Source organism: Pyxidicoccus trucidator (assembly GCF_010894435.1).
GTDB classification, from domain to species: domain Bacteria; phylum Myxococcota; class Myxococcia; order Myxococcales; family Myxococcaceae; genus Myxococcus; species Myxococcus trucidator.
Genome location: NZ_JAAIXZ010000024.1, coordinates 1 through 23,533, shown reverse-complemented (window position 1 = coordinate 23,533; position 23,533 = coordinate 1). Strand labels below are relative to the sequence as shown.

Genomic DNA, 23,533 nt, shown 5'->3' with positions numbered 1-23,533 from the left:
CCTGGCGCCCGCCCTCTCCGGAAGAGAGGGCGGGGCGGGGGACTACCAGGAGATGCCGTCGAGATGGACGGTGCCCGTCCAGCTTCCGCTGGTGGTGAGCTCCACGCCCAACTGGAACAGCGGCGTCGTGCTCGCGGACGGCAGGGTCAGTGTCACCGTGTTCCAGGCATTGGTCTTGAGGCTGCTGATGCCAGTCCACCGGCCCGTGTAGCGCCAGCCACCCGCCGCCCCTTCGAGGGCAAAGGGCTGGATGGCGGTGATGCGGCTGCCCGAGGGAATCCACACGCGGAATGTCACCGTCGCACCGCGAGGGACTGTCGCGGTGGAGACCACCGCCATGCCCGTGCCCGCCGTGCCGCTGAAGGGAACCGCGAGCGAGCGCTTCCCCTCGTAGGCCCGCGTCGTGGAGGTGCTCACAGTCTTGAGCGGAGCGCCCGAAGCGGTCCACTGCTCGGTGCTGGACTCGAAGCCATAGCCACGCGTCGAGCCGCCAGTCCCTCCGTCGGTTCCGCCCGTGCCCGCATCGGTGCCACCCGTTCCCGCATCACCGCGAGTGCCCGCGTCGGTGCCACCCGTGCCCGCATCAACGCCGCCACCCGTACCGGCATCGGTGCCGCTGGTACCACCATCCCCCGAGCCCGTGCCCGCATCCGTCCCACCCGGCGTGCCACCATCCGTCCCGGAGCCCGGTGGGGGCAGCGTGGTGCCCGTAGCGGGGAGCGTCAGTCCACCCGCGCGCAGGAAGGTCCCCGCACGGCTCTTCACGTACGGCTGGCCGTCACCCGCCTGGTCATTCTGGTACGAGCTCTGCCCGCCAGCGCCGGCACCAAAGAGGAGCGCGATGACGCCCGAGTTGGCGAACTTCCTCCGGTGCAAATCACCCAGCGCCCCGAAGAAGTACTCCGTCCGGTTGTCGCGATAGCCCGCGCGCGCGGTGCCGTCGTTGTTGATGTTGCGGTGGTTGGCGTTGCCGAGCGGAATCTGCCACAGCACCCAGCGCTTGCCGCTGGTCACGTTCATCAACCGCAGCCACTCCGCGTAGCGGTTGAAGGACCGTGAGGAGATGGACGCGGTGTCGCTCATGTCCCACCAGACGTCCTGCGCGCGCGTCAGCTTGTAGAAGTCCGCATCGCGGTCGAGCGGGTCACCCACCAGCACGTCGTAGGTGGCGCCCGTGGTGTTGGGGCCCAGGCCCATGGGCTTGAGGAAGTTGACGACCTTGTCCACCTCGGGCTGGAGCGGGTCCGTCACCGAGCAGCAGGAGATGTCCTTGCCGCTGGCCCAGGCGGACACGTGGATGCCGAGGATGACGTTGTTCGCGCCCACGGCCTTGCGCATCTGGAGGAACGCCTGGCCCCAGCCCGCCACGGTGTTGGGCAGGTTCGCCAGCTCGGGCAGGCCGGTGGCCGCCACCGCGGCGTAGGCATTCGGGTTGGAGTTCGTCTGGAACTGGAGCAGACCGAACGCGTCCGGCTCGATGAGCACGAGCACGGGCTTGCCGTGCTCCTTCGCGCGCTGCATCAGCAACCGCACGTCGCTGAAGTAGCTGCGCATGGTGGTGGCGTTCTGCACCTTGGCGAGCGACTCGCCCTCGCCACCGCCGGGCTCGGAGAAGAGCTGGTAGAAGACGGGAGCCGCGATGTAGCCCTGGGTGAACGACTCCTGCATGAAGGTCGCACCCCAGCTGCCGTCGTACGGGCCCCAGCCCCAGTTATCCACCCAGCCCTTGGTGAAGTAGCGGTAGCGCACGTCCCAGGGCACGCCGCTGTCGCGCATCCAATTCTGCCCGGCCTCTTCGAACAGCCCGATGAGCAGTCGGTTGGGAAGTCCTATGGGCACGGGCCCCTGCACGCCGGGAACTGACTGGGCGGAGGCGGGGAGCGTGGTGGCGACGGAGAAGGTCAGCAGCAGCGCCGTGAGGGCGCGTTGGAGGGTCGTTCTCATGGCCACCTGGATACAATCGGCAGGCGCTCCGCACGCCGCCCGCCGGGGCAGGTGCCGACATTCCAACCGTGCCGACTGCCCCCTGAGCCCGCGTTCGAACACCTGCTCGTGACGTCCCGAGGCAAGCGGACATTCATCCGCCTGTTCGGGCACTCCCTCCCACCTTTACGGAGAGGAGGAGTGCTCCGGCTGGAGGCGAGGGCAGGTGTTCAGCGGGAGATGTCGGCTCAGGAGCCAGGGCACGACAGCCCCGGCTCGGGGGCCTCGGTGTCCTGAAGCTTCAGCAGGCACCGCAGCGCCTCGGGGTCCGCGGAGTCCGTCACGTACGCGCGGCGCCAGAGCAGCGCGGCCACGCGGTTGGGCATGAGCGGGTCCTGCGCCACCAGCGACCGGCGCACCCCGTTGGCGCCCGCCGGCACGGAGCTCGCCGCCGCTTCGAGCTTCGCCACCTCGTCCGGGCAGCCGTCGGGGCAGTTGTAGAGGAACACCGCGTGCCCGTGCTCCAGGTTGTGGATGTAGAGGCAGCGCGAGACGGGCTCGGTGTACACGCCACAGCGGGCCACGCTGCCGCAGTGCAGGCCGGAGCTCGGTGGGTTCTCCGACTCGGTCGCCCCGGAGCCACAGGCGCTGTTGCTGCACGAGGAGAGGTGGCGGGCCTCGGTCTGGGGCGACTGCGGGAAGTCGAACTGCTCGCAGCCCTGGGTGTCCGGGTCCGGCGTGGAGCTGGAGTCGCAGGCGCTGAGCGAGAGGAGGGCGAGGAGTGAGGGGACGATGAGCGGACGTGGCATCACGCGGCAGTCATACCGCATCAGCCGGGGAACGCGCCCCGGCGCTCCACGTCGAAGGTGCGCAGCCCCCGGAAGCCCGCCGCGTCGGCGAAGCGGATGAAGTCCTCCTGGGACAGGCTGCCTCCCGTGGCGCGCGCGTGGCCGTTGGCGAACTCCTCGCCCATGGGGGGCAGGTCCAGGCCCTTGAGGAAGGCAATCAGGTCCACCGGGGCCCGGCTGCGCATGGCGAAGTTCACCCGGCCCGGCAGGTAGCCCGCGTTGGCGGCGATGACGATGTGCTCGGGCAGCCGCTGCGCCCAGCGCACCGCCACCAGCGGGTGCACCTGCGCCTCGGAGCTGAACAGCAGCAGCGCCACGTTGCCGGCGAAGCGCGGCGGAGTCCTGGCGCACCGGGCCACCTCGCGCTGCACCTCCAGGCGGCAGTCGTGCAGCACGTCCACGCCGGGCACGCGCCCTTCGGAGATGTCCGCCGCGCTCCCGGCGCGCAGCAGCACCTCCAGCGCCAGCGGGGCGGCGAACCGCGACGAGCGCCGTGCCGCGTTCAGCAGCGCCACCGACTCCGTCACCGCCTTGCGTCCCGCGCGCTTGAGCGCGTCCTTGAGGAACGGCATCGGCGCCGTCGCGCCCAGGTCCGCCACCGTCCCCATCACCGCCAGCCACTCCAGCGGCCCGGGCACCACCAGCGGAGACACCAGCACGTACGTCAGCAGGCTGCTGTTGGCGATGGGCTCACGCCCGTTCGCCGTGAGCACCTGGGCGCCAGGCGGGAACTCCTCGGAGCGGTGGTGGTCCACCACGAGCGTCGGCAATTCGGGAACGATGGGCGCCCCCCGGCTGCCCATGTCGAGCACCACCAGCGCGTCGTGAGCGCCGGCGCGCAGTCGCTCCTGGAAGGCCGGCGAGTGGGCGTGCTCTCCCTTGCCGGGCACGCGTGCCAGCGGGCGGGCGCCTACCGCCTCCAGGGCGCGCAGCGCCAGCACACCCGAGGTGAGGCCATCCACGTCCGTGTGCGGCGCCACCAGCACGCGCCGGCCCCGCTGCTCGCGCAGGAAGAGGCGGGCATCCTCGAGGGCCTCTTCGGGCGCGGGCCAGAGCGGGTCCTGCGTGTGTCCCAGCAGCATGGTGGAAAGCTGTAACGCGGAGTGCGCTCGGAGGAGGGCGGGGCCGGAGTGCTCGCACGGTGCCCGGCCGGGCCCGCGTGCGAGGCCGGCCCCGTCGCCCGCTGCGCCATGGTGTCCGCGCTGGTGGGCCCCGGACTTCATTGCTGGAGGCGAAGGAGAAGGACCGTGCCCTTTTCGCGCTGCGTCAGCTCGGCGTGAAGCGACAGCCAGCGACAGGGCAGGACGCGGTGACTCCCTGACGGAGCCCATTTTTCGGGGTGTCATCGGACGGCGGTTCTTCTACGGTCCGCCCCCATGACCCGGAAACCCTTCCTACACCCCCTGCTGCGCACGGCCCTCGTGGCCGTGGCGCTGCCCGCCTTCCTGGGCTGTGCCCAGGACTCGCAAGCGACGCGTGAGACCTCGGCCGCTGGCGAGTCCGCGCCCCAGGCCAGCGCCCAGGCGTCCACTCCCGCCCAGGCCACGCCGGACGAGGCGAAGCAGTTCGCCGAGAAGGTGAACGCGGACCTCAAGCGGCTGTGGACGAAGCAGGCCACCGCCGAGTGGATCAAGAACACGTACATCACCGACGACACCGAGCGGAACGCCGCCTACGTCAACGAGGAGGTGCTCGGCTACGTCAACGGCGCCATCAAGGGTGCGCGCCGCTTCGACGGCTTGCAGCTCGACGCGGACACCGCGCGCATGCTGCACCTGCTCAAGGTGTCCCAGTCCCTGCCTGCCCCGTCGGACGCGCAGAAGCGCGCCGAGCTGGCCGCCACGGCGGCGAAGCTCGAGGGCCTCTACGGCAAGGGCAAGTACTGCGGCAAGGACGGCAAGGGGAAGTGCAGGGATCTCGGCGAGCTGTCGGACGTCATCGCGGACAGCCGCAACTACGACGAGCTGCTGGACGCGTGGCAGGGCTGGCACCAGGTGTCGCGCCCCATGCGCCCGCTGTACCAGCGCCTCGTCTCCATCTCCAACGAGGGCGCGAAGGACATCGGCGTCGACGACCTGGGCACGCTCTGGCGCTCGGCGTACGACATGCCGCCCGCCGAGTTCGAGAAGGAGGCCCAGCGCCTCTGGGGCCAGGTGAAGCCCCTGTACGACGAGCTGCACTGCTACGTGCGCGGTCGCCTGGCGAAGCAGTACGGCGAGGCGAAGGTGCCCGCCGGCAAGCCCATTCCCGCGCACCTGCTCGGCAACATGTGGGCGCAGGAGTGGAACAATATCTACCCGCTGGTGGAGCCCTTCCCCGGCCAGGCCAGCCTGGACGTGAACGCCGAGCTGAAGAAGCAGGGCTACGACCCCATGCGCATGGTGAAGCTGGGTGAGAAGTTCTTCACCTCGCTGGGCCTCAAGGAGCTGCCGCAGACCTTCTTCGAGCGCTCGCAGTTCACCAAGCCGAAGGATCGCGAGGTCGTCTGCCACGCCAGCGCGTGGGACGTCACCTACGAGAACGACCTGCGCATCAAGATGTGCATCAAGCCCACCGAGGAGGACCTCATCACCATCCACCACGAGCTGGGCCACAACTACTACTACACGTACTACTACAACCTGCCCGTGCTCTATCAGGCCGGCGCCAACGACGGCTTCCACGAGGCCATCGGCGACGCGCTCACGCTGAGCATCACCCCCGCGTACCTCCAGCAGGTGGGCCTGCTGAAGTCCGTGCCGAAGAACGACAAGAACCTCATCAACCTCCAGCTCAAGGACGCGCTGGAGAAGGTGGCCTTCCTGCCCTTCGGCCTGCTGGTGGACCAGTGGCGCTGGGAGGTCTTCTCCGGCCGCGTGCAGCCGGCGGACTACAACAAGTCCTGGTGGACGCTGCGCGAGAAGTACCAGGGCGTGGCCGCGCCGGTGGCGCGCACCGAGGAGGACTTCGACCCGGGCGCCAAGTACCACGTGCCCGCCAACGTCCCGTACACGCGCTACTTCCTCGCCCGCATCCTCCAGTTCCAGTTCCACAAGTCCATGTGCGAGGCCGCCGGCTACAAGGGCCCGCTCCACGAGTGCTCCATCTATGGGAACAAGGAGGCCGGCAAGCGCCTCCAGGCCATGCTGGAGATGGGCGCCAGCAAGCCGTGGCCGGACGCGCTCCAGGCCATGACGGGCACCCGGCAGATGGATGCCACCCCGCTGCTCGACTACTTCAGCCCGCTGCGCACCTGGCTCCAGGCGCAGAACAAGGGCCAGAAGTGCGGTTGGTAGTGCTCCCGGTTGGACTCGCCGGACGGTCGCGATAAAATCGCGCCCGTCTTGGCGGGTTCGTTCCGTAGGACCGGACGGCGGATCTCCGCGTCCGTGACCCAAAGAAGAGAAGAGCGAAATGGCTATTGGTACCGTGAAGTGGTTCAACGATGCGAAGGGCTTCGGCTTCATCACCCAGGACGGCGGTGGCGATGACGTGTTCTGCCACCACACCGCCATCAACATGGATGGCTTCCGCACCCTGCAGGAAGGCCAGAAGGTGGAGTTCGAGGTCGCCAAGGGCCCCAAGGGTCTGCAGGCGCAGAACGTCCGCGCGGCCTGAGCCGGGCGTCGTTCGAATGATTTCCTGATGCACCGGAAGGGTCCGGCCCCACCAGGGTCGGGCCCTTCGTATTTCGGTGGCCGCGCGCAGCCCCCCGAGAGTGAAAGAGGAGTCCCCGCCATGTCGTCGAAGAAGCCCCGGGCCTCGCGTGCCCGCCTGTTGCCCCTGCTGGCCGCGCTCGGCTGCTCCACCCCGCAGCCCCTGACGGAGCCGCCGCCCTCCAGCAGGGTGATGACGCCCCAGTCCATGCGCGAGCCGCTCCCCGCGGCCGAGGCCGCCGCCCCCGAGGAGCCCGCCATGAAGCAGCCCGCGTTCGACACCGCCGCGCTGAAGGCGGAGCTGGTCGCGAAGCACGGCGAGGCGCAGCGGGCGCGCATCGAGCGCGGCGTGGAGCAGGTGCTGGCGCAGTGGCGCGAGGAGGACGGGGACGCGGCGGCCTTCATCCGCGAGCAGTTCCTGTCGGACCCGAAGGCGCTGGACGCCACCTTCACGCGGCTGGAGAAGCTGTTCGAGCAGTTCGACGGCCACATGAACGAGCTGGGGCGCGAGCTGCAGTGGTACTCGGACCTGGACCTGGGGCCGCTGCTGCCGGTGGAGCCGCTGCTGGCGTCGTATGACCCGAGCTCCAACGTCACGTCGGACCTGTTCCGGGCGAAGGTTGGCTTCGTGGTGCTGCTCAACTTCCCGCTCACCACGCTGGCCGAGCGCGTGGAGCAGGGGCCGAAGTGGACGCGGCGGCAGTGGGCGGAGGCGCGGCTGGCGTCGCGCTTCAACCGGCGGGTGCCGGCGGAGATCGAACAGGAGTCGTCGAAGGCCATCGCCGCGGCCAACCTCTACATCGCCGAGTACAACGTCTGGATGCACCACCTGGTGGACGAGCGGGGGCAGCGGCCCTTCCCCAAGGGGCTGCGCCTCATCAGCCACTGGAACCTGCGCGACGAGCTGAAGGGCGACTACACGGACCCGAACGGCCCGGCGAAGCAGCGGATGATCCTCCAGGTGATGGAGCGCATCGTCACGCAGACGATTCCGGTGGCCGTCATCGACAACCCGAGGCTGGACTGGAACCCCTTCACCAACGCGGTGACGGTGGCGCCGCCGGAGACGGTGGAGGAGGACGCCCCCGCGCGCGAGGCGAAGCCGGACCCCGCGCCGGAGCCGGCCACGCGCTATGCGCACCTGCTCGCCACCTTCCAGGCGGCGCGCAAGGTGGACCCGTACTCGCCGGTGGCACCCACGCGGATTGCCCGGAGCTTCGAGCTGACGCGCGAGCTGCCGGAGGAGCGGGTGAGGGCGCTGCTCACGCAGGTGCTGGAGTCGCCGGTGGTGCCCCGGGTGGCGAAGGAAATCGAGGCGCGGCTGGGGCGGAAGCTGGGGCCGCAGGACTTGTGGTACCCGGGCTTCAAGCCCGGAGGGAAGCGGCCGGAGTCGGAGCTGGATGCACTGACGCGCAAGCGCTACCCCACGGCGCAGGCCTTCGCGAAGGACCTGCCGCGCATCCTCAAGGGCATGGGCTTCACGAAGGCGAAGGCGGACTGGCTGGCGGCGCGCATCCAGGTGGACGCGTCACGCGGAGCGGGCCACGCGCAGCAGGCGATGCGGCGGGGTGACTTCCCCCGGCTGCGCACGCGCGTGGAGAAGGGGGGCATGGACTACAAGGGCTACAACATCGCGGTGCACGAGCTGGGGCACAACGTGGAGCAGGTGTTCAGCCTCTACCTGGTGGACCACACGCTGCTGACAGGCGTGCCCAACAACGCCTTCACGGAGGCGCTGGCCTTCGTGTTCCAGGCGCGAGACCTGGAGCTGCTGGGGCTGGGCAAGCCGGACGCGGCGGCCGAGCGCGAGCGGGTGCTGAACGACTTCTGGCAGACGTGGGAGATCGCCGGCGTGGCGCTGGTGGACATGGCGGTGTGGCACTGGATGTACGAGCACCCGGACGCGAAGCCGGAGGAGCTGCGCGACGCGGTGGTGGGCATCTCCCGGGACGTCTGGAACCGGTACTACGCGCCGGTGCTGGGCGCGGAGGGCACGCCGCTGCTGGGCATCTACAGCCACATGATCAGCTACCCCATCTACCTGCCGGACTATCCGCTCGGGCACCTCATCGCGTTCCAGATTGAGGAGCACCTGAAGCGCAAGGGCCCGCTGGGCGCGGAGTTCGAGCGGATGGCCACGTACGGCCAGGTGACGCCGGACCAGTGGATGGTCCACGCCACGGGGGCGCCGGTGAGCGCGGAGCCGCTGCTCCGCGCCACCGAGGCCGCGCTGAAGCCGTAGCCCCCTCGCGACCTACTGCTTCGAGGTGTCGCCGGGGATGTCCACCAGCTCCACGTCGAAGACGAGGACGGCGTTGGGCGGGATGCGCGAGCCCGGGGGCGGGCGCTCGCCGTAGGCCGTGCTTCCGGGGCAGGTGAGCTTCGCCTTGCCGCCGATCTTCATCTTCGCGACACCCTGGGTCCAGCAGGGGATGACGCCGTTGAGGGGGAACTCCACGGGGATGCCACGCCGGGCCGAGCTGTCGAACACGGTGCCATCCACCAGCCGGCCCTCGTAGTGGACCTTGACGGTGTCCGTGGGGCGCGGGCTGCGGCCGGTGCCGGCCTGCACCTCGTGGTAGATGACGCCGGACGGGAGCTTCACCGCACCGGACTCCTTCTCGGCGCGCACCAGCATGGCCGCGCTGGCCTGCGCCTGCCTGCCCTTCCCGAGTGCCTGGATCTTCGGCCCGTACTCCTTCGGGTCCACCGCGGGCGCGGTGCCGGCGATGCTGTCGGCGATGCCTTTCTGGAGGATCTGGACCTCCTCGGGGGTCAGGGCGAAGCTGGAGAGGTCCCGGCCGACGGACACGCCGAGCGCGTAGATGGTCTTCGCATCGTCGGACGTGAGGTCAGGGGGCGCCTTGGCCGCGGGCCCGGGCTGCTTCGCCGGCTTGGAGGTCTGTGCGTGGGCCGCGGGGGCGCCGAGCGCCAGCACCAGGGCCGCCATCCACATCGATCGCATGCTTCCGCCTTTCAAAAGAACAGTTGGGTTGGACTATACGGAGCGCCGGTCGTTTTCTTGCGAGTTCATCGCGCGCCTCTACCCTGAATCCAGGTTGCTTCACCCCCGAAGCGGCCTGTTGCACTACCGGAGGCGACGGAGCAATGAGCGACAAGCGGAAGGCCAGACGGGCGCCCCTCGACATCTACCTCAACAAGTACATGGGTGGCGTGCCGTACATGTCGCGGGCTGCCGACATCAGCCAGGAAGGGGTGAGCCTCGCTCGCCTGCTCGAGCCTCAGCACGAGGCGAAGCGCGTCGGCCTCCAGTTCCAGCTCCCCGGCTCCGAGGAGATCATCTACGCCGAGGGTGAAGTGGTGCGTGAGTGGGTGGAGGCGGCGACCGCGAAGCGTGAGCGCTCCGGTGTCCGCTTCACGCTCCTCACCGAGCGGCACCGCCGGATGATCGACGCCTACGTCGACCGACACGGCAACGAGAACTGACGCAGCGCGGCGCCCTCCGAGGGGCGCCTTGACTTCCCTCGAAGCGGCCTCTTTGAATGGTGGATCATTCTGTCCTGTGGCTACCCGAGAAGTCGGGTGAGGACTGGAGGATTTCCCGTGAGGCGTTCGCTGTGGGGCATGTTGCTGGCGGTGCCGTTGACGGCGCTGGGCCAGGGCAAGGAAGCGAAGGCCCCGGCACCCGCCGCCGCGGCTGAAGCGGCGCGGCCCACGAGTCCCGGCGTCAACTGGGAGGGGCAGGTGCTGCGCGCCACGGGTTCCGGTGCACCGGACCTGAAGGCGGCCAACCCCGCGCAGGCGCGACTGGGCGCGGAGCGGGCCGCGAAGCTGGATGCGCTCCGCAACCTTCTCGAGCAGGCCCGAGGCATCCAGCTCAACGCTGGCCGCACCGTGGCGGACGAGATGTCCCGCGAAGAGGTGCGGGGCCGCGTGGAGGGCGCCATCCGCGGCTACAAGGTGGTGGCCAAGCGGTACTTCTCGGACAGCGGTGTCGAGGTGGACGTGGAGGTGCCGCTGGCGGCCATCACCGCGTCGCTGGTGATGGCTGCTCCGGACTCGGCCATCTTGCTCAACGCCGAGGGTGCGAAGAAGTACACGGGCCTGGTGGTGGATGCGCGCGGCCTGGGCATGAAGCCCGTGCTGGCGCCCCGGCTGCTGGATGGCTCCGGCAAGGCGCTCTACGGCGCGGCGGCGCTCTCCGACGAGAGCCGCGCCACCTCCGGCGTGGCGGCTTGGTTCAACAGCCTGGAGGCGGCGAAGAAGGCCACGCTCGTGGGTGAGAAGCCGCTGGTGGTGAAGGCCACGGGGCTGAAGGGCTCGGACCTGGTGCTCGCCTCGGACGACGCGAAGGCGCTGGGCGAGGTCAACACGCGCTTCCTGGCCGAGGGCCGGGTCGTCATCGTCACCCAGTAGCCCTCCAGGAGGGTCCGCCCATGTCCTTGAAGCTGACCGCGCTGTCCCTGCTGCTGGCGTCGGTGACGCTCGCCGCGGCCCCGCAGCCCGCCACCGTGACGAAGGAAGTCCAGGGTGAGGCGGCCATCGTCGACGGCAACCGGGACAGGGCCTTCTCCGAGGCGAAGCGCGCTGCCCTTCGCGAGGCGGTGGAGCAGGTGGCCGGGGTGCTGGTGTCCTCGGACACGCTCACGGCCAACAGCCAGCTCCTGAGTGACCGCATCTTCACCCAGAGCGCCGGCTACGTGCGGACGCACGAGGTGCTGGAGCGCAAGGAGGAGGGCGGGGTGGTGAAGGTGAAGGTCCGCGCCGAGGTGGGCACTGCCGAGCTCGACAAGGACCTGCGGGCCGTACAGGCGCTGATCCAGCGCATGAGCAACAGCCGGCTGCTCATCGTCCTGAACGAGCAGGCCATCAGCCCGGACAACGTCATCGTCAGCAGTGGCGTGTTGTCGCAGGTGCTCACCCAGACGTTCCAGAAGGATGGCTGGCGGATCATCGACCCGTCCTTCGCTTCCGGGAAGCTGGAGGTGGCCCCGGGCGTCTCGTTGACCACTCCGGACACGAAGGTCATCCAGAAGCTGACGGAGGCGGACTACGTCATCTACGGCACCGTGACGTTCCAGCAGCAGAAGATGACGCAGACCCCGGGCGCGGCGTTGACGGGCTACGGCCACTACTACGCGGTGACGGGCAGCTGGGAGCTGGCGGTCTTCGCGACGGACTCGGGGACGCAGCTCACCCGGATGGCGGACAAGTTCGACAGCGGGGTGGAGGGCCGGGGCACGAAGGTGAGTCCCCTCGTGTCGTACCAGCACACCGCGACGGAGATTGCGCAGTACCGGGGGAAGAAGGTCGTCGCTGGCGTGCGCCAGGCGGTGGTCGACTACCTCGCCCAGTCCGAGCAGCGCGGCACCTCGGTGGTGATGACGGTGCAGGGGCTGGCGGACTTCAAGGCGGTGAAGGCGTTCAAGGACGTGCTGTCGCGGACCCTCACCGGCGTCAGCGACGTGAAGCAGGGCAACTTCCAGAAGGGCCAGATTCAGTTCGACCTGCGCTACCTGGGCAGCACGGAGGCGCTGGCCGAGGCGCTGGGTGAAGCGGGCTTCCAGCAGAAGCTGACGGAGGCGTTCGGCGCGAAGGCCGCGACGAAGGCCAGTGTGACGGGTGTGACGAGCAACACCGTCGAGCTGACGTTGGCTCGCTGATGAGGGCAGTCTGGCTGGCGGTGGCGGTAGCGGCGTCCGGGTGTGCGGGACGCCAGGAGCCGGAGTCCGTGGCGAAGGCGCGCGCGCTGATGGCGGGTGCCGAGACGCCGAGCGGGAACCTGGCGCTGCGCTGCGAGCCGGAGGACGCGGAGGTGTACCTGGACGGCGTCCTCCAAGGGCTGTGCAGCGACTTCACGGGCTCGCCGAAGTCGCTCCGGGTTGGCGCGGGGCTGCACCAAATCGAAGTGAAGAAGCAGGGCTTCTGGCCGTACACGACGTACTACGAGCCCAGCGGAGCCCGGGCGAGGCTGACCATCCAGCTCCGGTCCGCGGTGGCCCCTGGCGGAGGTGCTCCGTGATGCGACGGGACAGGTGGTTTCCGACGGCGGTGGTGGCGGCGCTGGTGCTGCTGTGCGCGCCGGGGCTCGCGGCGGCGGCGGTGGGCCGCGTGGTGACGGTGCAGGGGACGGCCTGGCGCACCCCCGAGGGCGCCGAGCGGCAGCCGCTCACGCCCGACGTGGAAATCGAACAGAAGGACACGCTGGAGGTGGAGTCGGAGTCCGGCGTGAAGCTGCTCCTCAATGACGGCAGCGTGTTGCTGCTGAGCGCGGACAGCCACCTGGTCATCACCGAGGCGGAGTTCGCGGGCCAGGAGCGCAAGGGCTTCGTGGGCTACCTCAAGCTGGGCAAGGTGTGGGCGGAGGTGAAGAAGGCGCTGTCCGGCTCGGAGGCGAAGTTCGAGGTGAAGACGGACCGGGCGGTGGCGGGCGTGCGAGGCACCACCCTGCGCGTGGACGTGGCGCCGCCCGTCAGCTCCGGCGCGCTCTCGCCGAGCACCGTGGTGCAGGTGTATTCGGGGCTGGTGAAGGTGGCGGTTCGCGTGCCGAAGGCCAAGGCCCCCCCAGTGACGGCGCCCAGGCCCGGCGAGCGCAAGGAGGTCCCCGGCCCCCGGGAAGTCACGGTGGAGGAGTGGGAGGAAATCGTCCGCGACCTGCGGAAGAACAAGCAGATCGAGGTCGGCGAGCGAGTAGGCCCGGTGACGGACCTGGACACGAAGCGACGCGACGACGCATTCGGTGCTTTCATCCAGAGCAATCGCGGCTTGAAGAGGCCGTAGCCCGGATCAGAAGAGGAGAACGCCATCGGACGCCGCAGGAAACCCAGTGCCCGCGCCGCGGTAGCCCCCGCCGCCAGCGCTTCCGCTCCGCCCGCCCCGGTGCTCCACGCGGTCGCGACCCCGAAGGCGTCCGCCGCCGTCCCGGGAGCGACCGGGCCGTCAAGCGCTCCACCGCTGAGAGGCCCTGCCGACCCGCCACCGCTGGCGGAGGTCGGGCTGTCCGAGGTGGAAGCGCGGCGCATCGACCTGTGGTGGTCCGCGGTGATGGTGGGCTCGCTGGGGTTGGTGTTCGCGCTGCTCTCCGTGTTCGGCGGGGTGGCGGTGCCGGTGCTGCTGGCGCTGGCGGGGGCCTACATCTTCAACCCCCTGGTGACGGCCCTGGAGAAGCGGGGGCTGGACCGGACGTGGGGGACGACCATCGTCTTCGTCGGCGGCACGCTGCTGATGGCGGGGGCGGTGCTGTACCTGGTGCCGGTGTTCCGCGAGGAGGCGGCGAAGCTGCCGGACTTCTTCCGCCGGGGGAGCACGCAGGTGGTGCCCCGCGTGGAGGCGCTCGTGGGCCGCTCGCTGCCGGACCTGGTGCGACAGCGCACCGCGGAGCTGGGGCAGCAGGCGTCGGACCTGGCGCAGAGCGCGGGCCCCGCGGCGGCGAAGATCCTCGCCAGCTTCGCGGGCAACACGGCGCGCTTCGTGGCCACGCTGCTGGGCCTCTCGGTGGTGCCGGTGCTGGCCTTCTTCTTCCTGCAGGATTACCCGCGGCTGACGAGCATGGTGAAGGACCTGCTGCCCCGGCGCACCGTGGCGCTGGTGGCCCGTCGCTTCGCGGAGGTGGACGAGGTGCTCTCCGCCTTCGTGCGCGGGCAGCTCACCGTGGGCGCGGTGCTGTCGGTCATCTACGCGGCCGGGCTGTCGGCCGGGCGTATCGACATGGCCATCGTCATCGGCGTGATTGCCGGCTTTGGCAACATGGTGCCGTACCTGGGCACGGGCGTGGGCATCCTGCTGTCGCTGGTGGGGTTGGCGCTGTCGTGGCAGGGGCCCTGGCAGCTCGCGGTGGTGGCGGGCACCTTCGTCATCGGGCAGCTGCTGGAGGGGCTCGTCATCACCCCGCGCATCGTCGGGGAGAAGGTGGGCCTGGCGCCGGTGGCCGTCATCATCGCCATCCTCGCGTTCGGCGAGCTGTTCGGCTTCGTGGGCATCCTCCTGGCGGTGCCGGTGGCGGCCATCCTCAAGGTGGTGCTGCGCGTGGTGGTGCAGCGCTACCGGCGCACGTCGCTATATACGGGGACGGCCCCCCCACCGTGAGGCGGAGGGCAGGAGGCCACGGGAGCCCGGAGTGACGAAGCTGGAGAAGCTGCACAGGGAGATTGTCGCGTGCACGGCCTGTCCGCGACTGGTGGAGTGGCGCGAGGAGGTGGCCCGGGTGAAGCGCCGGGCCTACCGCGACTGGAACTACTGGGGGCGGCCGGTGCCGGGCTTTGGCGACCCCTGGGCACGGCTGGTCATCGTGGGGCTGGCGCCGGCGGCGCATGGGGCCAACCGGACGGGGAGGATGTTCACCGGGGACCGCTCGGGGGACTTCCTGTTCGCCGGGCTGCACCGCGCCGGGTTCGCCAACCAGCCAAGGAGCGAGCACCGGGACGACGGGCTCACCTTGAAGGACGCCTTCATCGTGGCCGCGGCCCGCTGCGCTCCGCCGGACAACAAGCCCCTGCCCGAGGAGCTGGCCCGCTGCGCTCCGTTCCTGGACCGGGAGATGGCCCTGCTGCCCGCCCGGGTGCTGCTCGCGCTGGGGGCCATCGGCTGGAACGCCGCGCTCGCCTCCTTGGAGCGGACCGGGGTGTCCCTCGGTTCGCCCCGGCCGGCCTTCGGCCATGGGGCGGAGGTGGCGCTGCCGGGCGGGCGGACGCTCATGGGCTGCTACCACGTCAGCCAGCAGAACACGCAGACGGGCCGGCTCACCCCGGCCATGTTCGACGCGGTCATGAACCGGGTCCACGCACTGTTGGACGGGAAGACGTGAGGGCCTCGCGGTGTTTCCTTGACAGCCGCGGGAGCCCGCTGCTATTCCCGCCGCGCAACAGCACGACGGGTCGTTAGCTCAGCGGTAGAGCACTACCTTGACACGGTAGGGGTCAGTGGTTCGATCCCACTACGACCCAACACAGTAGAGGTTTCATCCAGCGGGCGGCATGGCTTCTCAAGAGCCTGCCGCCCGCAGTTTTTCCTGAGGTCTCGCATGTCCGAAATGATCACGGTGACCCTCCCCGACGGCAGCCAGAAGCAGACCGCCCGGGGTACCACCATCGCGGACTTCGTGCGTGAGAGCATCGGTGCGGGCCTGGCGAAGGCCGCCCTCTTCGCCCGCGTCAACGGCCAGGACGTGGACCTGGCCCGGAAGCTGGAAGAGGACGCGAAGCTCCAGATCTTCACGCCGAAGAGCCCCGAGTCCCTGGAGCTCATCCGCCACGACGCCGCCCACGTGGTGGCCAGCGCCGTGCAGCACCTCTTCCCCGGCACGCAGGTGACCATCGGTCCCGCGACGGAGGAGGGCTTCTACTACGACTTCTTCCGCGAGAAGCCCTTCACGCCGGAGGAGCTGGAGAAGATTGAAGCCGCGGCCAACGCCGAGCTGAAGCAGGACATGCCCTTCGTCCGCACTGAAATCTCCATGGACGAGGCGGTGCGCCTCTTCGAGGAGAAGGGCGAGAAGTTCAAGGTGGAGATCGTCAAGGACATCGCCGCCAAGGGCGCCAAGACGCTCACCCTCTACACGCACGGCGACTGGGTGGACTTCTGCCTGGGGCCCCACGCCCCGAGCACCGGGAAGATCGGCGTCATCAAGATCCTCTCGTCCAGCGGCGCCTACTGGCGCGGCGACCACCGCAACCCGATGCTCCAGCGCGTCTACGGCACGGCCTTCTTCGACAAGAAGGCGCTGACGGAGTACCTGACGCGGATTGAAGAGTCGAAGAAGCGTGACCACCGCAAGCTGGGCAAGGAGCTGGACCTCTTCCACTTCCACCCGTACGCGCCGGGCGCCGCCTTCTGGACGCCCAAGGGCACCGCGCTCTACCAGACGCTCTCCGACTGGATGCGCCACCTCACCGCCGAGGATGGCTACGTGGAGATCAAGACGCCCCTGATGTTCAACAAGGGGCTCTGGGAGACCAGCGGCCACTGGGGCAAGTACAAGGAGAACATGTTCCTGGTGCTCGACAGCGAGTCCGGCGAGCACGACTTCTCCCTCAAGCCGATGAACTGCCCGTCGCACCACCTGTTCTACGGCTTCAAGAAGCACAGCTACCGGGACTTGCCCCTGCGCTTCCACACGCAGGACGTGCTGCACCGCAACGAGGCGGCGGGCGCGCTCGGCGGCCTCACCCGCGTGCGCCAGTTCGCCCAGGACGACGCGCACATCTACTGCATGGAGAGCCAGATCACCGACGAGGTGCGGCGCTTCGTGAAGCTGTTGGACCGTGTCTACAAGGCGGTGGGGCTCACCTACGCGGTGAAGCTGTCCACGCGCCCCGAGCAGCGGCTGGGTGACGACTCGCTGTGGGACCGCGCCGAGGAGGGCCTCAAGGCGGCGCTGGAGTCGCTGAACCTCGAGTACGAGCTGGCCCCGGGCGACGGCGCCTTCTACGGCCCGAAGATCGACTTCGCGGTGTCGGACAGCATCGGCCGCCGCTGGCAGCTGGGCACCATGCAGCTGGACTACCTGGCCCCGGAGCGCTTCGACCTCACCTACATCGGCGAGGACAACGCCCCGCACCGACCGGTGGTGCTCCACCGCGCCATCTTCGGCTCCTTCGAGCGGTTCACCGCCATCCTCATCGAGCACTTCGCGGGGGCCTTCCCCGCGTGGCTGGCGCCGGTGCAGGCAGTGCTCGTCACCGTGGCGGACCGGCAGGCGGACTACGCCCGCAAGGTGCGCGACACCCTCCGGGCCAAGGGCTACCGGGTGGAGTTCGACGAGCGCGGCATGACGCTCAACGCGAAGATTCGCGAGGCGCAGCTCCAGAAGGTGCCCTTCACCCTGGTGGTGGGCGACAACGAAGTCTCCGCGGAGGGCGTGGCGCCGCGCCGGTACGGGGGCGAGGACCTGAAGTCCATGAAGTTGGAGGACTTCGAGGCCCTCCTGGCGAAGGAGGGGGCCCTCCCGTAGGGGTTCCGTCAGCGGCGGCACGCAAGTTGCGGACGGGTCTTGACTCCCCGTCCCTCCTGGATATCGTGCCGCGCTTTCTGAGGATTCTCCTGCCGGAGCGTGCCTGGAACGGGGTGGGTGGACGGGGTGAGGCCGGAGGGCGCGAGTCGCCCGGCCGGAGGGCAGGGTGGGGGACGACCTGAGGGGCCATGGCCTCCCAGGCGGTTGTCGCTACCGAGGCGACAGCTTCCCCACCCGGCGGGACGAAATAGTGGTACAGGCTGGCGGCTCTTGCTGCGGCCCGGATGGACAACGCCCGAAGCCGCACGCTGACGGCACTGAGTGAGGAAGGATCAGGACGATGCCGAAGTTGAAGACCCGCAGTGGTGCGAAGAAGCGGTTCCAGGTGAAGAAGAGCGGGAAGGTGAAGCACGGCAAGGCCTTCGGCAAGCACCTCTTCACGCACGCGAAGACGCCGAAGCAGAAGCGCGGCAACCGCGGCACCGGCCATCTCCGCGATATGGACGCGAAGAAGGTCATCAAGGAGCTGTTCCCCTACGGGGCTTGAGAGTCGGAAGTACGCAGTTCGCGTGGCCTCGTTGGTGGGGCGGTATGCCTTCGTCGGGAGGCTTCAAACTACGCAGTCGGGAGTAAGTCATGCGCGTCAAAAAGGGTGTAAAGGCTCGTCGCCGTCGCAATAGGATTTTGAAGCTGGCCAAGGGTTACCGCGGCCGTCGGAAGAACTGCTACAAGCGCGCCAACCAGGCCGTTGAGCGGGCGCTGGACTACGCCAGCCGCGACCGCATGCAGCGCAAGCGGGACTTCCGTCGCCTGTGGATCGTCCGCATCAACGCGGCCGCCCGTACGGTGGGGCTCTCCTATTCGAAGCTGATCGCCGGCCTGAGCAAGGCGGGCATCGGCCTGGACCGCAAGGTCCTGTCCGACATGGCCATCGCGGACCCGTCCGGGTTTGCGGCCGTCGCCAACATCGCGAAGGCGGCCTGAGACAAGCACCGGCCCGGTAGGGCTGGTGACAGAACGGGTGGAGCGGAGGCCCCGGCCTTCGCCCCTTCCGGGTGAGTGAACGGGCTGCCTCTTCCAGGGCGGCCCTTTTTTTTGCCCCGAGCCCATGGGCTCACGGGGCGTTGGAACGGAGGCGGAAGTCCATGCGAGATCGGTTGCTGGCGCTGGCGGAGGCCGCGCGGCGGGAGATCGGCGTCGCGTCCGAGGTGTCCGCGGTGGAGGCGCTTCGGGTCCGTTACCTGGGCAAGAAGGGCGAGCTGTCCGGAGTGCTGGGCGGCATGGGCAAGCTGCCCCCGGACGAGCGGCGGGCGCTGGGCGAGGTGGCGAACACCGTCAAGGCGGAGCTGGAGAAGCTGCTCGCGGAGGCGGTGCAGCGCGCGGAGGACGCGGCGCTGGAGGCGCAGCTGAAGGGCCCCGGCCTGGACGTGACGCTGCCGGGGCGGACGGTGGCGCCGGGCAGCCGGCACCCGGTGTCCCGGACGATGGAGGAAATCGTCCGCACCTTCGCGCGGCTCGGCTTCGACGTGGCCAGTGGCCCGGAAATCGAGCTGGACTACTTCAACTTCGAGGCGCTGAACCTGCCGAAGGACCACCCCGCGCGGGACATGCAGGACACCTTCTACGTGGAGGAGTCCTCGCTGGGCCACGCGAAGAAGTCCGACAGCCCGGTGCTGCTGCGCACGCACACGTCGCCGGTGCAGGTGCGGTACATGCTCAACCGCAAGCCGCCCATCCGCGCGGTGATGCCGGGGCGGGTGTACCGGCGCGACTCGGACATCACCCACACGCCGATGTTCCACCAGGTGGAAGGCCTGCTGGTGGACAAGGACGTGACGTTCGCCGAGCTGAAGGGCTCGCTGGACGCGTTCGTGAAGGCGTTCTTCGGCTCGGACACGCGCACGCGCTTCCGCCCGTCCTTCTTCCCGTTCACCGAGCCCTCCGCGGAGGTGGACATCTCCTGCACCTCGTGCGGCGGGAAGGGCTGCCGGGTGTGCAAGCAGACGGGGTGGCTGGAGGTGCTGGGCAGCGGCATGGTGCACCCCAACGTCTTCACCTCGGCGGGGTATGACCCGGGCGAGGTGACGGGCTACGCGTTCGGCATGGGCGTGGAGCGCATCGCCATGCTGCGCTACCGCATCGACGACCTGCGGATGATGTTCGAGAACGACGCGCGCTTCCTCGAGCAGTTCTGAGTCCCGTGGGGGCTCGGGCCGTGGCCCGGGCCTCCGTGTTCCAGCCGGTAGGCAAGAGGGTGGACCTGTGAAGATTTCGGTGAAGTGGCTGGGCGATTACGTGGCGCTGCCGCCGTCGGTGGACGAGCTGGCGCGCAAGCTGACCGCCGCGGGCCTGGAGATTGAGGGGCAGGAGCGTCCTGCCGAGGGCCTGCGCGGCGTGGTGGTGGCGCAGATCAAGGAGTCCGTGCAGCACCCCAACGCGGACAAGCTGTCCGTCACGCAGGTGGACATCGGCGGGACGGCGCTCGTGCAGGTGGTGTGCGGCGCGAAGAACTACAAGGTCGGCGACAAGGTGCCGCTGGCCACGGTGGGCACGAAGCTGCCCAACGGCATGGAGATCAAACAGGCGGCGCTGCGCGGCGTGGACAGCTCCGGCATGCTCTGCTCGTCCAAGGAGCTGGGGCTGAGCGAGGAGTCCAGCGGCCTGCTCATCCTGCCGGCGGACCTGAAGGCGGGCACGCCCATCGCCGAGGCGCTGGGGCTGGATGACGTGGTGCTGGAGGTGAACGTCACGCCGAACCGGCCGGACGCGCTCAGTCACCTGGGCGTGGCGCGCGAGGTGGGCGTGGTGACAGGGGCCGCGCTGAAGGTGCCCCAGCCGAAGCCCTCGGAGTCCGGCACGCCCGCGTCCGCGCAGGTGAAGGTGCGCGTGGACGCGCCGGAGCGCTGCCCGAGGTACGTGGCGCGCGTGGTGGAGAACGTCACCATCCAGCCCTCTCCCCAGTGGATGCAGGACCGGCTGAAGGCGTGCGGCGTGCGCGCCATCAACAACGTGGTGGACGTCACCAACTACGTGAATCTGGAGTACGGCCAGCCGCTGCACGCGTTCGATCTGGACAAGCTGGGCGGGCAGGAAATCGTCGTCCGCACGGCGGCCAAGGGCGAGAAGCTGACCACGCTGGACGGCAAGGAGCGCACGCTGGACGCGGATGACCTGGTCATCGCGGACGGGAAGCAGGCGCAGGCGCTCGCGGGCGTGATGGGCGGCGGGGACAGCGAGGTGACGCCGGGGACGAAGCGGCTGGTGCTGGAGTCGGCGAACTTCCAGGGCTCGGGCGTGCGGCGGACGGCGAAGCGGCACGTGCTGCACACGGAGGCGTCGCACCGCTTCGAGCGCGGGGCGGACCTGGACGCGGTGGTGCCTGCGATTGACCGCGCGGCGCAGCTCATCGCGGAGCTGTCCGGCGGCACCGTGGCTCCAGGGCGCGTGGACGTGTACCCGGCGCCGAAGCCGCCGCGGAAGGTGACGCTGCGCTTCGCCCGGGTGGAGAAGGTGCTGGGCGTGGCGGTGGCGGAGCCGGAGGTGCGGCGCATCCTCGCGGCGCTGGGCTTCAAGGCGGTGGAGGAGGGGACGGGGCAGGTGACGTACGAGGTGCCCCGGGCGCGCGTGGACGTGGAGCGCGAGGAGGACCTGCTGGAGGAGGTCGCCCGCGTCTTCGGCTACGACAACATCCCGGCGAAGCTGCCTCGCGGTCTGGCCGAGCTGGCGCCGGAGCCCGCGCACGCGGAGGCGGAGCGGCGGATGCGGTCCGCGCTGGCGGGTGCGGGGATGGACGAGGTGGTGAACTACTCGTTCGTCGCGCCGAAGAACCTGGAGGTGCTGGGTGGGAAGGAGCCGGCGGTGGCGCTGCTCAACCCGCTGAGCGCGGAGCAGTCGGTGATGCGCACCAGCCTGCTGCCGGGCCTGCTGGAGAACTTGTCCCGCAGCGTGCGGCACCAGGTGGAGTCGGTGGCCATCTACGAGACGGGCCGGGCGTACTTCCGGGACGCCGAGGGTGGCCAGGGACAGCGGCCCGCGGCGCGCGAGGTGCACCGCGTGGGCGGCCTGGTGTGGGGCCTGCGCGGTGGCCGGAGCTGGACGCAGAAGGACGCGCGGGCCGACTTCTACGACGCGAAGGGCGCGGTGGAAGGGGTGCTGGCGGCGCTGCGAGTGGAGGGCGTCACCTTCTCGCCGGCCGAGCATGCGGCGTACCACCCGCGTGCCTGCGCGCAGGTGAAGACGGCGGACGGCACGGTGCTGGGACACGTGGGCGAGCTGCACCCGCGCGTGGTGAAGGCACTGGGACTGCCAGAGGGGGTGTTCGCCTTCGAGTTGGACACGGAGCCGCTGTACGCGGCGGCGCGGCTGGTGCCGGCGTATCAGCCGCTGCCTCGGTTCCCGGCGGTGCTGAGAGATCTGGCGGTGGTGGTGCCGGTGGAGCTGGCGAACGACGAGGTGCGGCGGGTCATCCTGGAGGTGGGGAAGCCGCTGGTCGAGGAGGCGCAGGTGTTCGACGTGTACACGGGCAAGCCCATCCCCGAGGGGCAGAAGAACCTGGCGTACGCGTTGCGCTACCGCTCGCCCGAGCGGACGCTGACCGACGTGGAGGTCAGCGAGGCGCACCAGCGCATCGTCGAGCAGGTGAAGCAGCGGCTGGGTGCCGCGCTGCGCGCCTGAATTCCTGAATGAAGTCAGAGGGTTGACACGTCTCCGGGAAGGCTGCAACAGTGCCTTCGCGTTCATCGCACCGAGGGCATCCCGAGGAATCGCATGACGAAGGCGGACATCATCGAGGGCGTCTACGAGAAGGTCGGCTTCTCGAAGAAGGAGTCGGCCGAGATCGTGGAGCTCGTGTTCGACACCCTGAAGGAGACGCTGGAGCGCGGGGACAAGATCAAGATCTCCGGGTTCGGCAACTTCCAGGTGCGTCAGAAGAAGGCGCGCGTGGGCCGCAATCCGCAGACCGGCAAGGAGATCGAGATCTCGGCCCGTCGGGTGCTGACCTTCCGGCCGAGCCAGGTGCTGAAGAGCGCGCTGAACGGCGAGGCGGTGCCGGAGAACCACGCGGAGATCGACGCGCGCGAAGAGGCGGCGGCGGACGCGGCGGAAGCCCGGGGCGAGGACTTCGACGAAGAGGGAATGGAAGACTCGGAAGCGTGAGTTTTCCCACGGCGCCGTGCTGCTCTTGCTTGACCTGACCGTCATGTGGGGGCATAAGGGCGCGCACCGTTTCACGACGGTGGCAGCAGCAGTGCCGGGGCGTAGCGCAGCCTGGTAGCGCACTTGCTTGGGGTGCAAGTGGTCGCAGGTTCAAATCCTGTCGCCCCGACCAACTGAAGGCCCTGGAGTTCTCAGCGAAAGCTGAGGATTCCAGGGCCTTCGACTTTGCGGGCTCCCGGGGTCCTGCAGCAAACTAGCAGCAAGCGGAGTGGGCTCGGCGCCAGCGGCACGCAGGGCCTCGGCGGGGCCCGGAACCGCAGGCCCGAACGCGAGACGGTTGAGCCCCTTGCGCATGTCCTCCACGCCGAGGTGGCCGTACACCTTCGAGGTGATGGCCGGGGCCGAGTGGCGGAGGATGCGCTGCACGGTGGCCAGCGGGACGCCCGCCTTGAGCAGCAGGGTAGCGGTCGTGTGCCGCGGGTCGTGGAAGCGCAGCGAGCGGGCAGCGGCTTGGGCCAGAGCCTCATGCCGCAGCGGGGGCACGGTTCGGGGACGGTGTGGCTCTTCTTCACCGTGTAGCTGCAGCCCTTGCGCCGGCAGACGTGGTTGTAGGCCTCCACCAGCCCCGCGCGTCCCAGGGCCCGGCGCAACACCTTGTGCAGCGCGGTGTCCGCGGAACGCTGCGAGCCATCCTTGGCGGGAAACAGCAGCTCCGAGGTGGACGTGGCCATGGCCTTGCGCCGAAAGAGCACCAGTCCCTCTGCAACGGGAAGCAGGTCCGCGTGACCGCCCTTCGTCGTGTCGCCCGCGTGCGACCGGGCCACCACGAGGGTGCCCGCCGTGAGGTCCACGTCCGACTTGCGGAGCGCCAGCAGCTCGCCCTTGCGCCTCCCGGTGTAGACCGCCGTGGCGAACAGCGGGCGCCAGCGACGCTCTAGAGCGCCGATCAGGTTAGGGCGAGGGAGCAGGCAAGGGACAGGGGATCGACGTCGGCCCAGAGAGTGCGCAGGTAGGTCCGAGGACACGGCAGGAGCGCACATGGACCGGTGGACGCCTGAGGT

21 protein-coding genes, 2 tRNA genes and 1 pseudogene are annotated in these 23,533 nt (G+C 69.5%); 18 read left to right on the top strand and 6 right to left on the bottom strand.

What is annotated here, in order from left to right; all coding sequences use genetic code 11:
• Positions 1 to 42: 42 nt before the first annotated feature.
• The 3 genes from G4D85_RS42370 to G4D85_RS42360 all read right to left on the bottom strand — a co-directional run bounded on the left by G4D85_RS42370 (position 43) and on the right by G4D85_RS42360 (position 3,853).
• A complete protein-coding gene (locus tag G4D85_RS42370) occupies positions 43 to 1,944 on the bottom strand; it encodes a carbohydrate binding domain-containing protein (protein ID WP_164019974.1) in 1,902 nt (633 codons plus the stop codon).
• Positions 1,945 to 2,171: 227 nt separating this feature from the next.
• Positions 2,172 to 2,732 (bottom strand): DUF3105 domain-containing protein, encoded by a 561-nt coding sequence (locus G4D85_RS42365; protein ID WP_338052946.1) that lies wholly within the window; start codon positions 2,730 to 2,732, stop codon positions 2,172 to 2,174.
• Positions 2,733 to 2,752: 20 nt separating this feature from the next.
• Positions 2,753 to 3,853, bottom strand: a complete 1,101-nt coding sequence (locus tag G4D85_RS42360; protein ID WP_164019972.1) for a DHH family phosphoesterase — start codon at positions 3,851 to 3,853, stop codon at positions 2,753 to 2,755.
• A 294-nt stretch (positions 3,854 to 4,147) separates the two neighbouring features.
• Here G4D85_RS42360 and G4D85_RS42355 point away from each other — a divergent pair, with 294 nt between their 5' ends.
• The 3 genes from G4D85_RS42355 (at position 4,148) to G4D85_RS42345 (ending at position 8,648) form a co-directional block, all read left to right on the top strand.
• Entirely contained in the window at positions 4,148 to 6,046 is a 1,899-nt protein-coding gene (locus G4D85_RS42355) for a M2 family metallopeptidase (protein ID WP_164019971.1), read from the top strand.
• Between the two features lie 118 nt (positions 6,047 to 6,164).
• Positions 6,165 to 6,368 carry a cold-shock protein gene (locus tag G4D85_RS42350; protein ID WP_164019970.1) on the top strand — a complete coding sequence of 68 codons (204 nt, stop codon included), beginning with the start codon at positions 6,165 to 6,167 and terminating at the stop codon, positions 6,366 to 6,368.
• Positions 6,369 to 6,488: 120 nt separating this feature from the next.
• A complete protein-coding gene (locus G4D85_RS42345) occupies positions 6,489 to 8,648 on the top strand; it encodes a hypothetical protein (protein WP_164019969.1) in 2,160 nt (719 codons plus the stop codon).
• A 12-nt stretch (positions 8,649 to 8,660) separates the two neighbouring features.
• Here the strand turns inward: G4D85_RS42345 and G4D85_RS42340 are convergent, their stop codons facing one another.
• The gene (locus tag G4D85_RS42340) at positions 8,661 to 9,371 is read right to left on the bottom strand and encodes an FKBP-type peptidyl-prolyl cis-trans isomerase (protein WP_240359829.1); all 711 of its coding nucleotides are present in this window, start codon (positions 9,369 to 9,371) and stop codon (positions 8,661 to 8,663) included.
• 143 nt (positions 9,372 to 9,514) lie between these two features.
• Between G4D85_RS42340 and G4D85_RS42335 the strand changes: the two genes are divergently transcribed.
• The 15 genes from G4D85_RS42335 to G4D85_RS42265 all read left to right on the top strand — a co-directional run bounded on the left by G4D85_RS42335 (position 9,515) and on the right by G4D85_RS42265 (position 22,644).
• The gene (locus G4D85_RS42335) at positions 9,515 to 9,853 is read left to right on the top strand and encodes a PilZ domain-containing protein (RefSeq protein WP_164019968.1); all 339 of its coding nucleotides are present in this window, start codon (positions 9,515 to 9,517) and stop codon (positions 9,851 to 9,853) included.
• A 117-nt stretch (positions 9,854 to 9,970) separates the two neighbouring features.
• Complete coding sequence (locus G4D85_RS42330) at positions 9,971 to 10,783, top strand: LPP20 family lipoprotein (protein ID WP_205525945.1); 813 nt, start codon at positions 9,971 to 9,973, stop codon at positions 10,781 to 10,783.
• A gap of 20 nt (positions 10,784 to 10,803) precedes the next feature.
• Positions 10,804 to 12,030 (top strand): flagellar assembly protein T N-terminal domain-containing protein, encoded by a 1,227-nt coding sequence (locus G4D85_RS42325; RefSeq protein ID WP_164019967.1) that lies wholly within the window; start codon positions 10,804 to 10,806, stop codon positions 12,028 to 12,030.
• On the top strand, positions 12,030 to 12,389 hold the full coding sequence (locus tag G4D85_RS42320; RefSeq protein ID WP_164019966.1) for a PEGA domain-containing protein: 360 nt from the start codon (positions 12,030 to 12,032) through the stop codon (positions 12,387 to 12,389). Before G4D85_RS42325 ends, G4D85_RS42320 begins: the two co-directional genes overlap by 1 nt.
• Entirely contained in the window at positions 12,389 to 13,147 is a 759-nt protein-coding gene (locus G4D85_RS42315; protein WP_164019965.1) for a FecR family protein, read from the top strand. The genes G4D85_RS42320 and G4D85_RS42315 overlap by 1 nt, the downstream gene beginning before the upstream one ends.
• Before the next feature lie 201 nt (positions 13,148 to 13,348).
• Positions 13,349 to 14,452 carry an AI-2E family transporter gene (locus G4D85_RS42310; RefSeq protein WP_205525951.1) on the top strand — a complete coding sequence of 368 codons (1,104 nt, stop codon included), beginning with the start codon at positions 13,349 to 13,351 and terminating at the stop codon, positions 14,450 to 14,452.
• 31 nt (positions 14,453 to 14,483) lie between these two features.
• Positions 14,484 to 15,170, top strand: a complete 687-nt coding sequence (locus G4D85_RS42305; RefSeq protein ID WP_164019963.1) for a uracil-DNA glycosylase — start codon at positions 14,484 to 14,486, stop codon at positions 15,168 to 15,170.
• A 67-nt stretch (positions 15,171 to 15,237) separates the two neighbouring features.
• Positions 15,238 to 15,309 (top strand) — tRNA-Val (locus tag G4D85_RS42300).
• Between the two features lie 77 nt (positions 15,310 to 15,386).
• The gene (thrS, locus tag G4D85_RS42295) at positions 15,387 to 17,315 is read left to right on the top strand and encodes a threonine--tRNA ligase (RefSeq protein ID WP_164019962.1); all 1,929 of its coding nucleotides are present in this window, start codon (positions 15,387 to 15,389) and stop codon (positions 17,313 to 17,315) included.
• A gap of 340 nt (positions 17,316 to 17,655) precedes the next feature.
• On the top strand, positions 17,656 to 17,862 hold the full coding sequence (gene rpmI / locus G4D85_RS42290; RefSeq protein ID WP_164019961.1) for a 50S ribosomal protein L35: 207 nt from the start codon (positions 17,656 to 17,658) through the stop codon (positions 17,860 to 17,862).
• A gap of 89 nt (positions 17,863 to 17,951) precedes the next feature.
• Positions 17,952 to 18,299 carry a 50S ribosomal protein L20 gene (gene rplT, locus G4D85_RS42285; protein WP_164019960.1) on the top strand — a complete coding sequence of 116 codons (348 nt, stop codon included), beginning with the start codon at positions 17,952 to 17,954 and terminating at the stop codon, positions 18,297 to 18,299.
• A gap of 161 nt (positions 18,300 to 18,460) precedes the next feature.
• Positions 18,461 to 19,510: a phenylalanine--tRNA ligase subunit alpha gene (gene pheS, locus G4D85_RS42280; protein ID WP_164019959.1), complete on the top strand. Its 1,050-nt coding sequence runs from the start codon at positions 18,461 to 18,463 to the stop codon at positions 19,508 to 19,510.
• 67 nt (positions 19,511 to 19,577) lie between these two features.
• Positions 19,578 to 21,989 carry a phenylalanine--tRNA ligase subunit beta gene (gene pheT / locus G4D85_RS42275; RefSeq protein WP_164019958.1) on the top strand — a complete coding sequence of 804 codons (2,412 nt, stop codon included), beginning with the start codon at positions 19,578 to 19,580 and terminating at the stop codon, positions 21,987 to 21,989.
• 93 nt (positions 21,990 to 22,082) lie between these two features.
• Positions 22,083 to 22,472, top strand: a complete 390-nt coding sequence (locus tag G4D85_RS42270) for an integration host factor subunit alpha (protein ID WP_164019957.1) — start codon at positions 22,083 to 22,085, stop codon at positions 22,470 to 22,472.
• A gap of 95 nt (positions 22,473 to 22,567) precedes the next feature.
• Positions 22,568 to 22,644, top strand: a tRNA-Pro gene (locus G4D85_RS42265).
• Here G4D85_RS42265 and G4D85_RS50935 read toward each other — a convergent pair.
• Both G4D85_RS50935 and G4D85_RS50930 read right to left on the bottom strand, forming a co-directional pair.
• Positions 22,623 to 23,015, bottom strand: coding sequence for a tyrosine-type recombinase/integrase (locus G4D85_RS50935; protein WP_164019956.1), 393 nt, complete (start codon positions 23,013 to 23,015; stop codon positions 22,623 to 22,625). The genes G4D85_RS42265 and G4D85_RS50935 overlap by 22 nt on opposite strands.
• Positions 23,016 to 23,125: 110 nt before the next feature.
• Positions 23,126 to 23,512: pseudogene (locus G4D85_RS50930) on the bottom strand (tyrosine-type recombinase/integrase); the annotation flags it as partial.
• Positions 23,513 to 23,533: the final 21 nt, after the last annotated feature.

Excerpts from the sequence above, each read along its gene's own strand:
- G4D85_RS42360 (WP_164019972.1), bottom strand. The coding sequence starts at position 3,853 with ATGCTGCTGGGACACACGCAGGACCCGCTCTGGCCCGCGCCCGAAGAG.
- rplT (WP_164019960.1), top strand. The coding sequence starts at position 17,952 with ATGCGCGTCAAAAAGGGTGTAAAGGCTCGTCGCCGTCGCAATAGGATT.
- G4D85_RS42370 (WP_164019974.1), bottom strand. The coding sequence starts at position 1,944 with ATGAGAACGACCCTCCAACGCGCCCTCACGGCGCTGCTGCTGACCTTC.
- G4D85_RS42345 (WP_164019969.1), top strand. The coding sequence starts at position 6,489 with ATGTCGTCGAAGAAGCCCCGGGCCTCGCGTGCCCGCCTGTTGCCCCTG.
- pheS (WP_164019959.1), top strand. The coding sequence starts at position 18,461 with ATGCGAGATCGGTTGCTGGCGCTGGCGGAGGCCGCGCGGCGGGAGATC.
- G4D85_RS42325 (WP_164019967.1), top strand. The coding sequence starts at position 10,804 with ATGTCCTTGAAGCTGACCGCGCTGTCCCTGCTGCTGGCGTCGGTGACG.
- G4D85_RS42320 (WP_164019966.1), top strand. The coding sequence starts at position 12,030 with ATGAGGGCAGTCTGGCTGGCGGTGGCGGTAGCGGCGTCCGGGTGTGCG.
- G4D85_RS42315 (WP_164019965.1), top strand. The coding sequence starts at position 12,389 with ATGCGACGGGACAGGTGGTTTCCGACGGCGGTGGTGGCGGCGCTGGTG.
- G4D85_RS42340 (WP_240359829.1), bottom strand. The coding sequence starts at position 9,371 with ATGCGATCGATGTGGATGGCGGCCCTGGTGCTGGCGCTCGGCGCCCCC.
- G4D85_RS42270 (WP_164019957.1), top strand. The coding sequence starts at position 22,083 with ATGACGAAGGCGGACATCATCGAGGGCGTCTACGAGAAGGTCGGCTTC.
- G4D85_RS42365 (WP_338052946.1), bottom strand. The coding sequence starts at position 2,732 with ATGCCACGTCCGCTCATCGTCCCCTCACTCCTCGCCCTCCTCTCGCTC.
- G4D85_RS42335 (WP_164019968.1), top strand. The coding sequence starts at position 9,515 with ATGAGCGACAAGCGGAAGGCCAGACGGGCGCCCCTCGACATCTACCTC.
- rpmI (WP_164019961.1), top strand. The coding sequence starts at position 17,656 with ATGCCGAAGTTGAAGACCCGCAGTGGTGCGAAGAAGCGGTTCCAGGTG.
- G4D85_RS42350 (WP_164019970.1), top strand. The coding sequence starts at position 6,165 with ATGGCTATTGGTACCGTGAAGTGGTTCAACGATGCGAAGGGCTTCGGC.
- thrS (WP_164019962.1), top strand. The coding sequence starts at position 15,387 with ATGTCCGAAATGATCACGGTGACCCTCCCCGACGGCAGCCAGAAGCAG.
- G4D85_RS42355 (WP_164019971.1), top strand. The coding sequence starts at position 4,148 with ATGACCCGGAAACCCTTCCTACACCCCCTGCTGCGCACGGCCCTCGTG.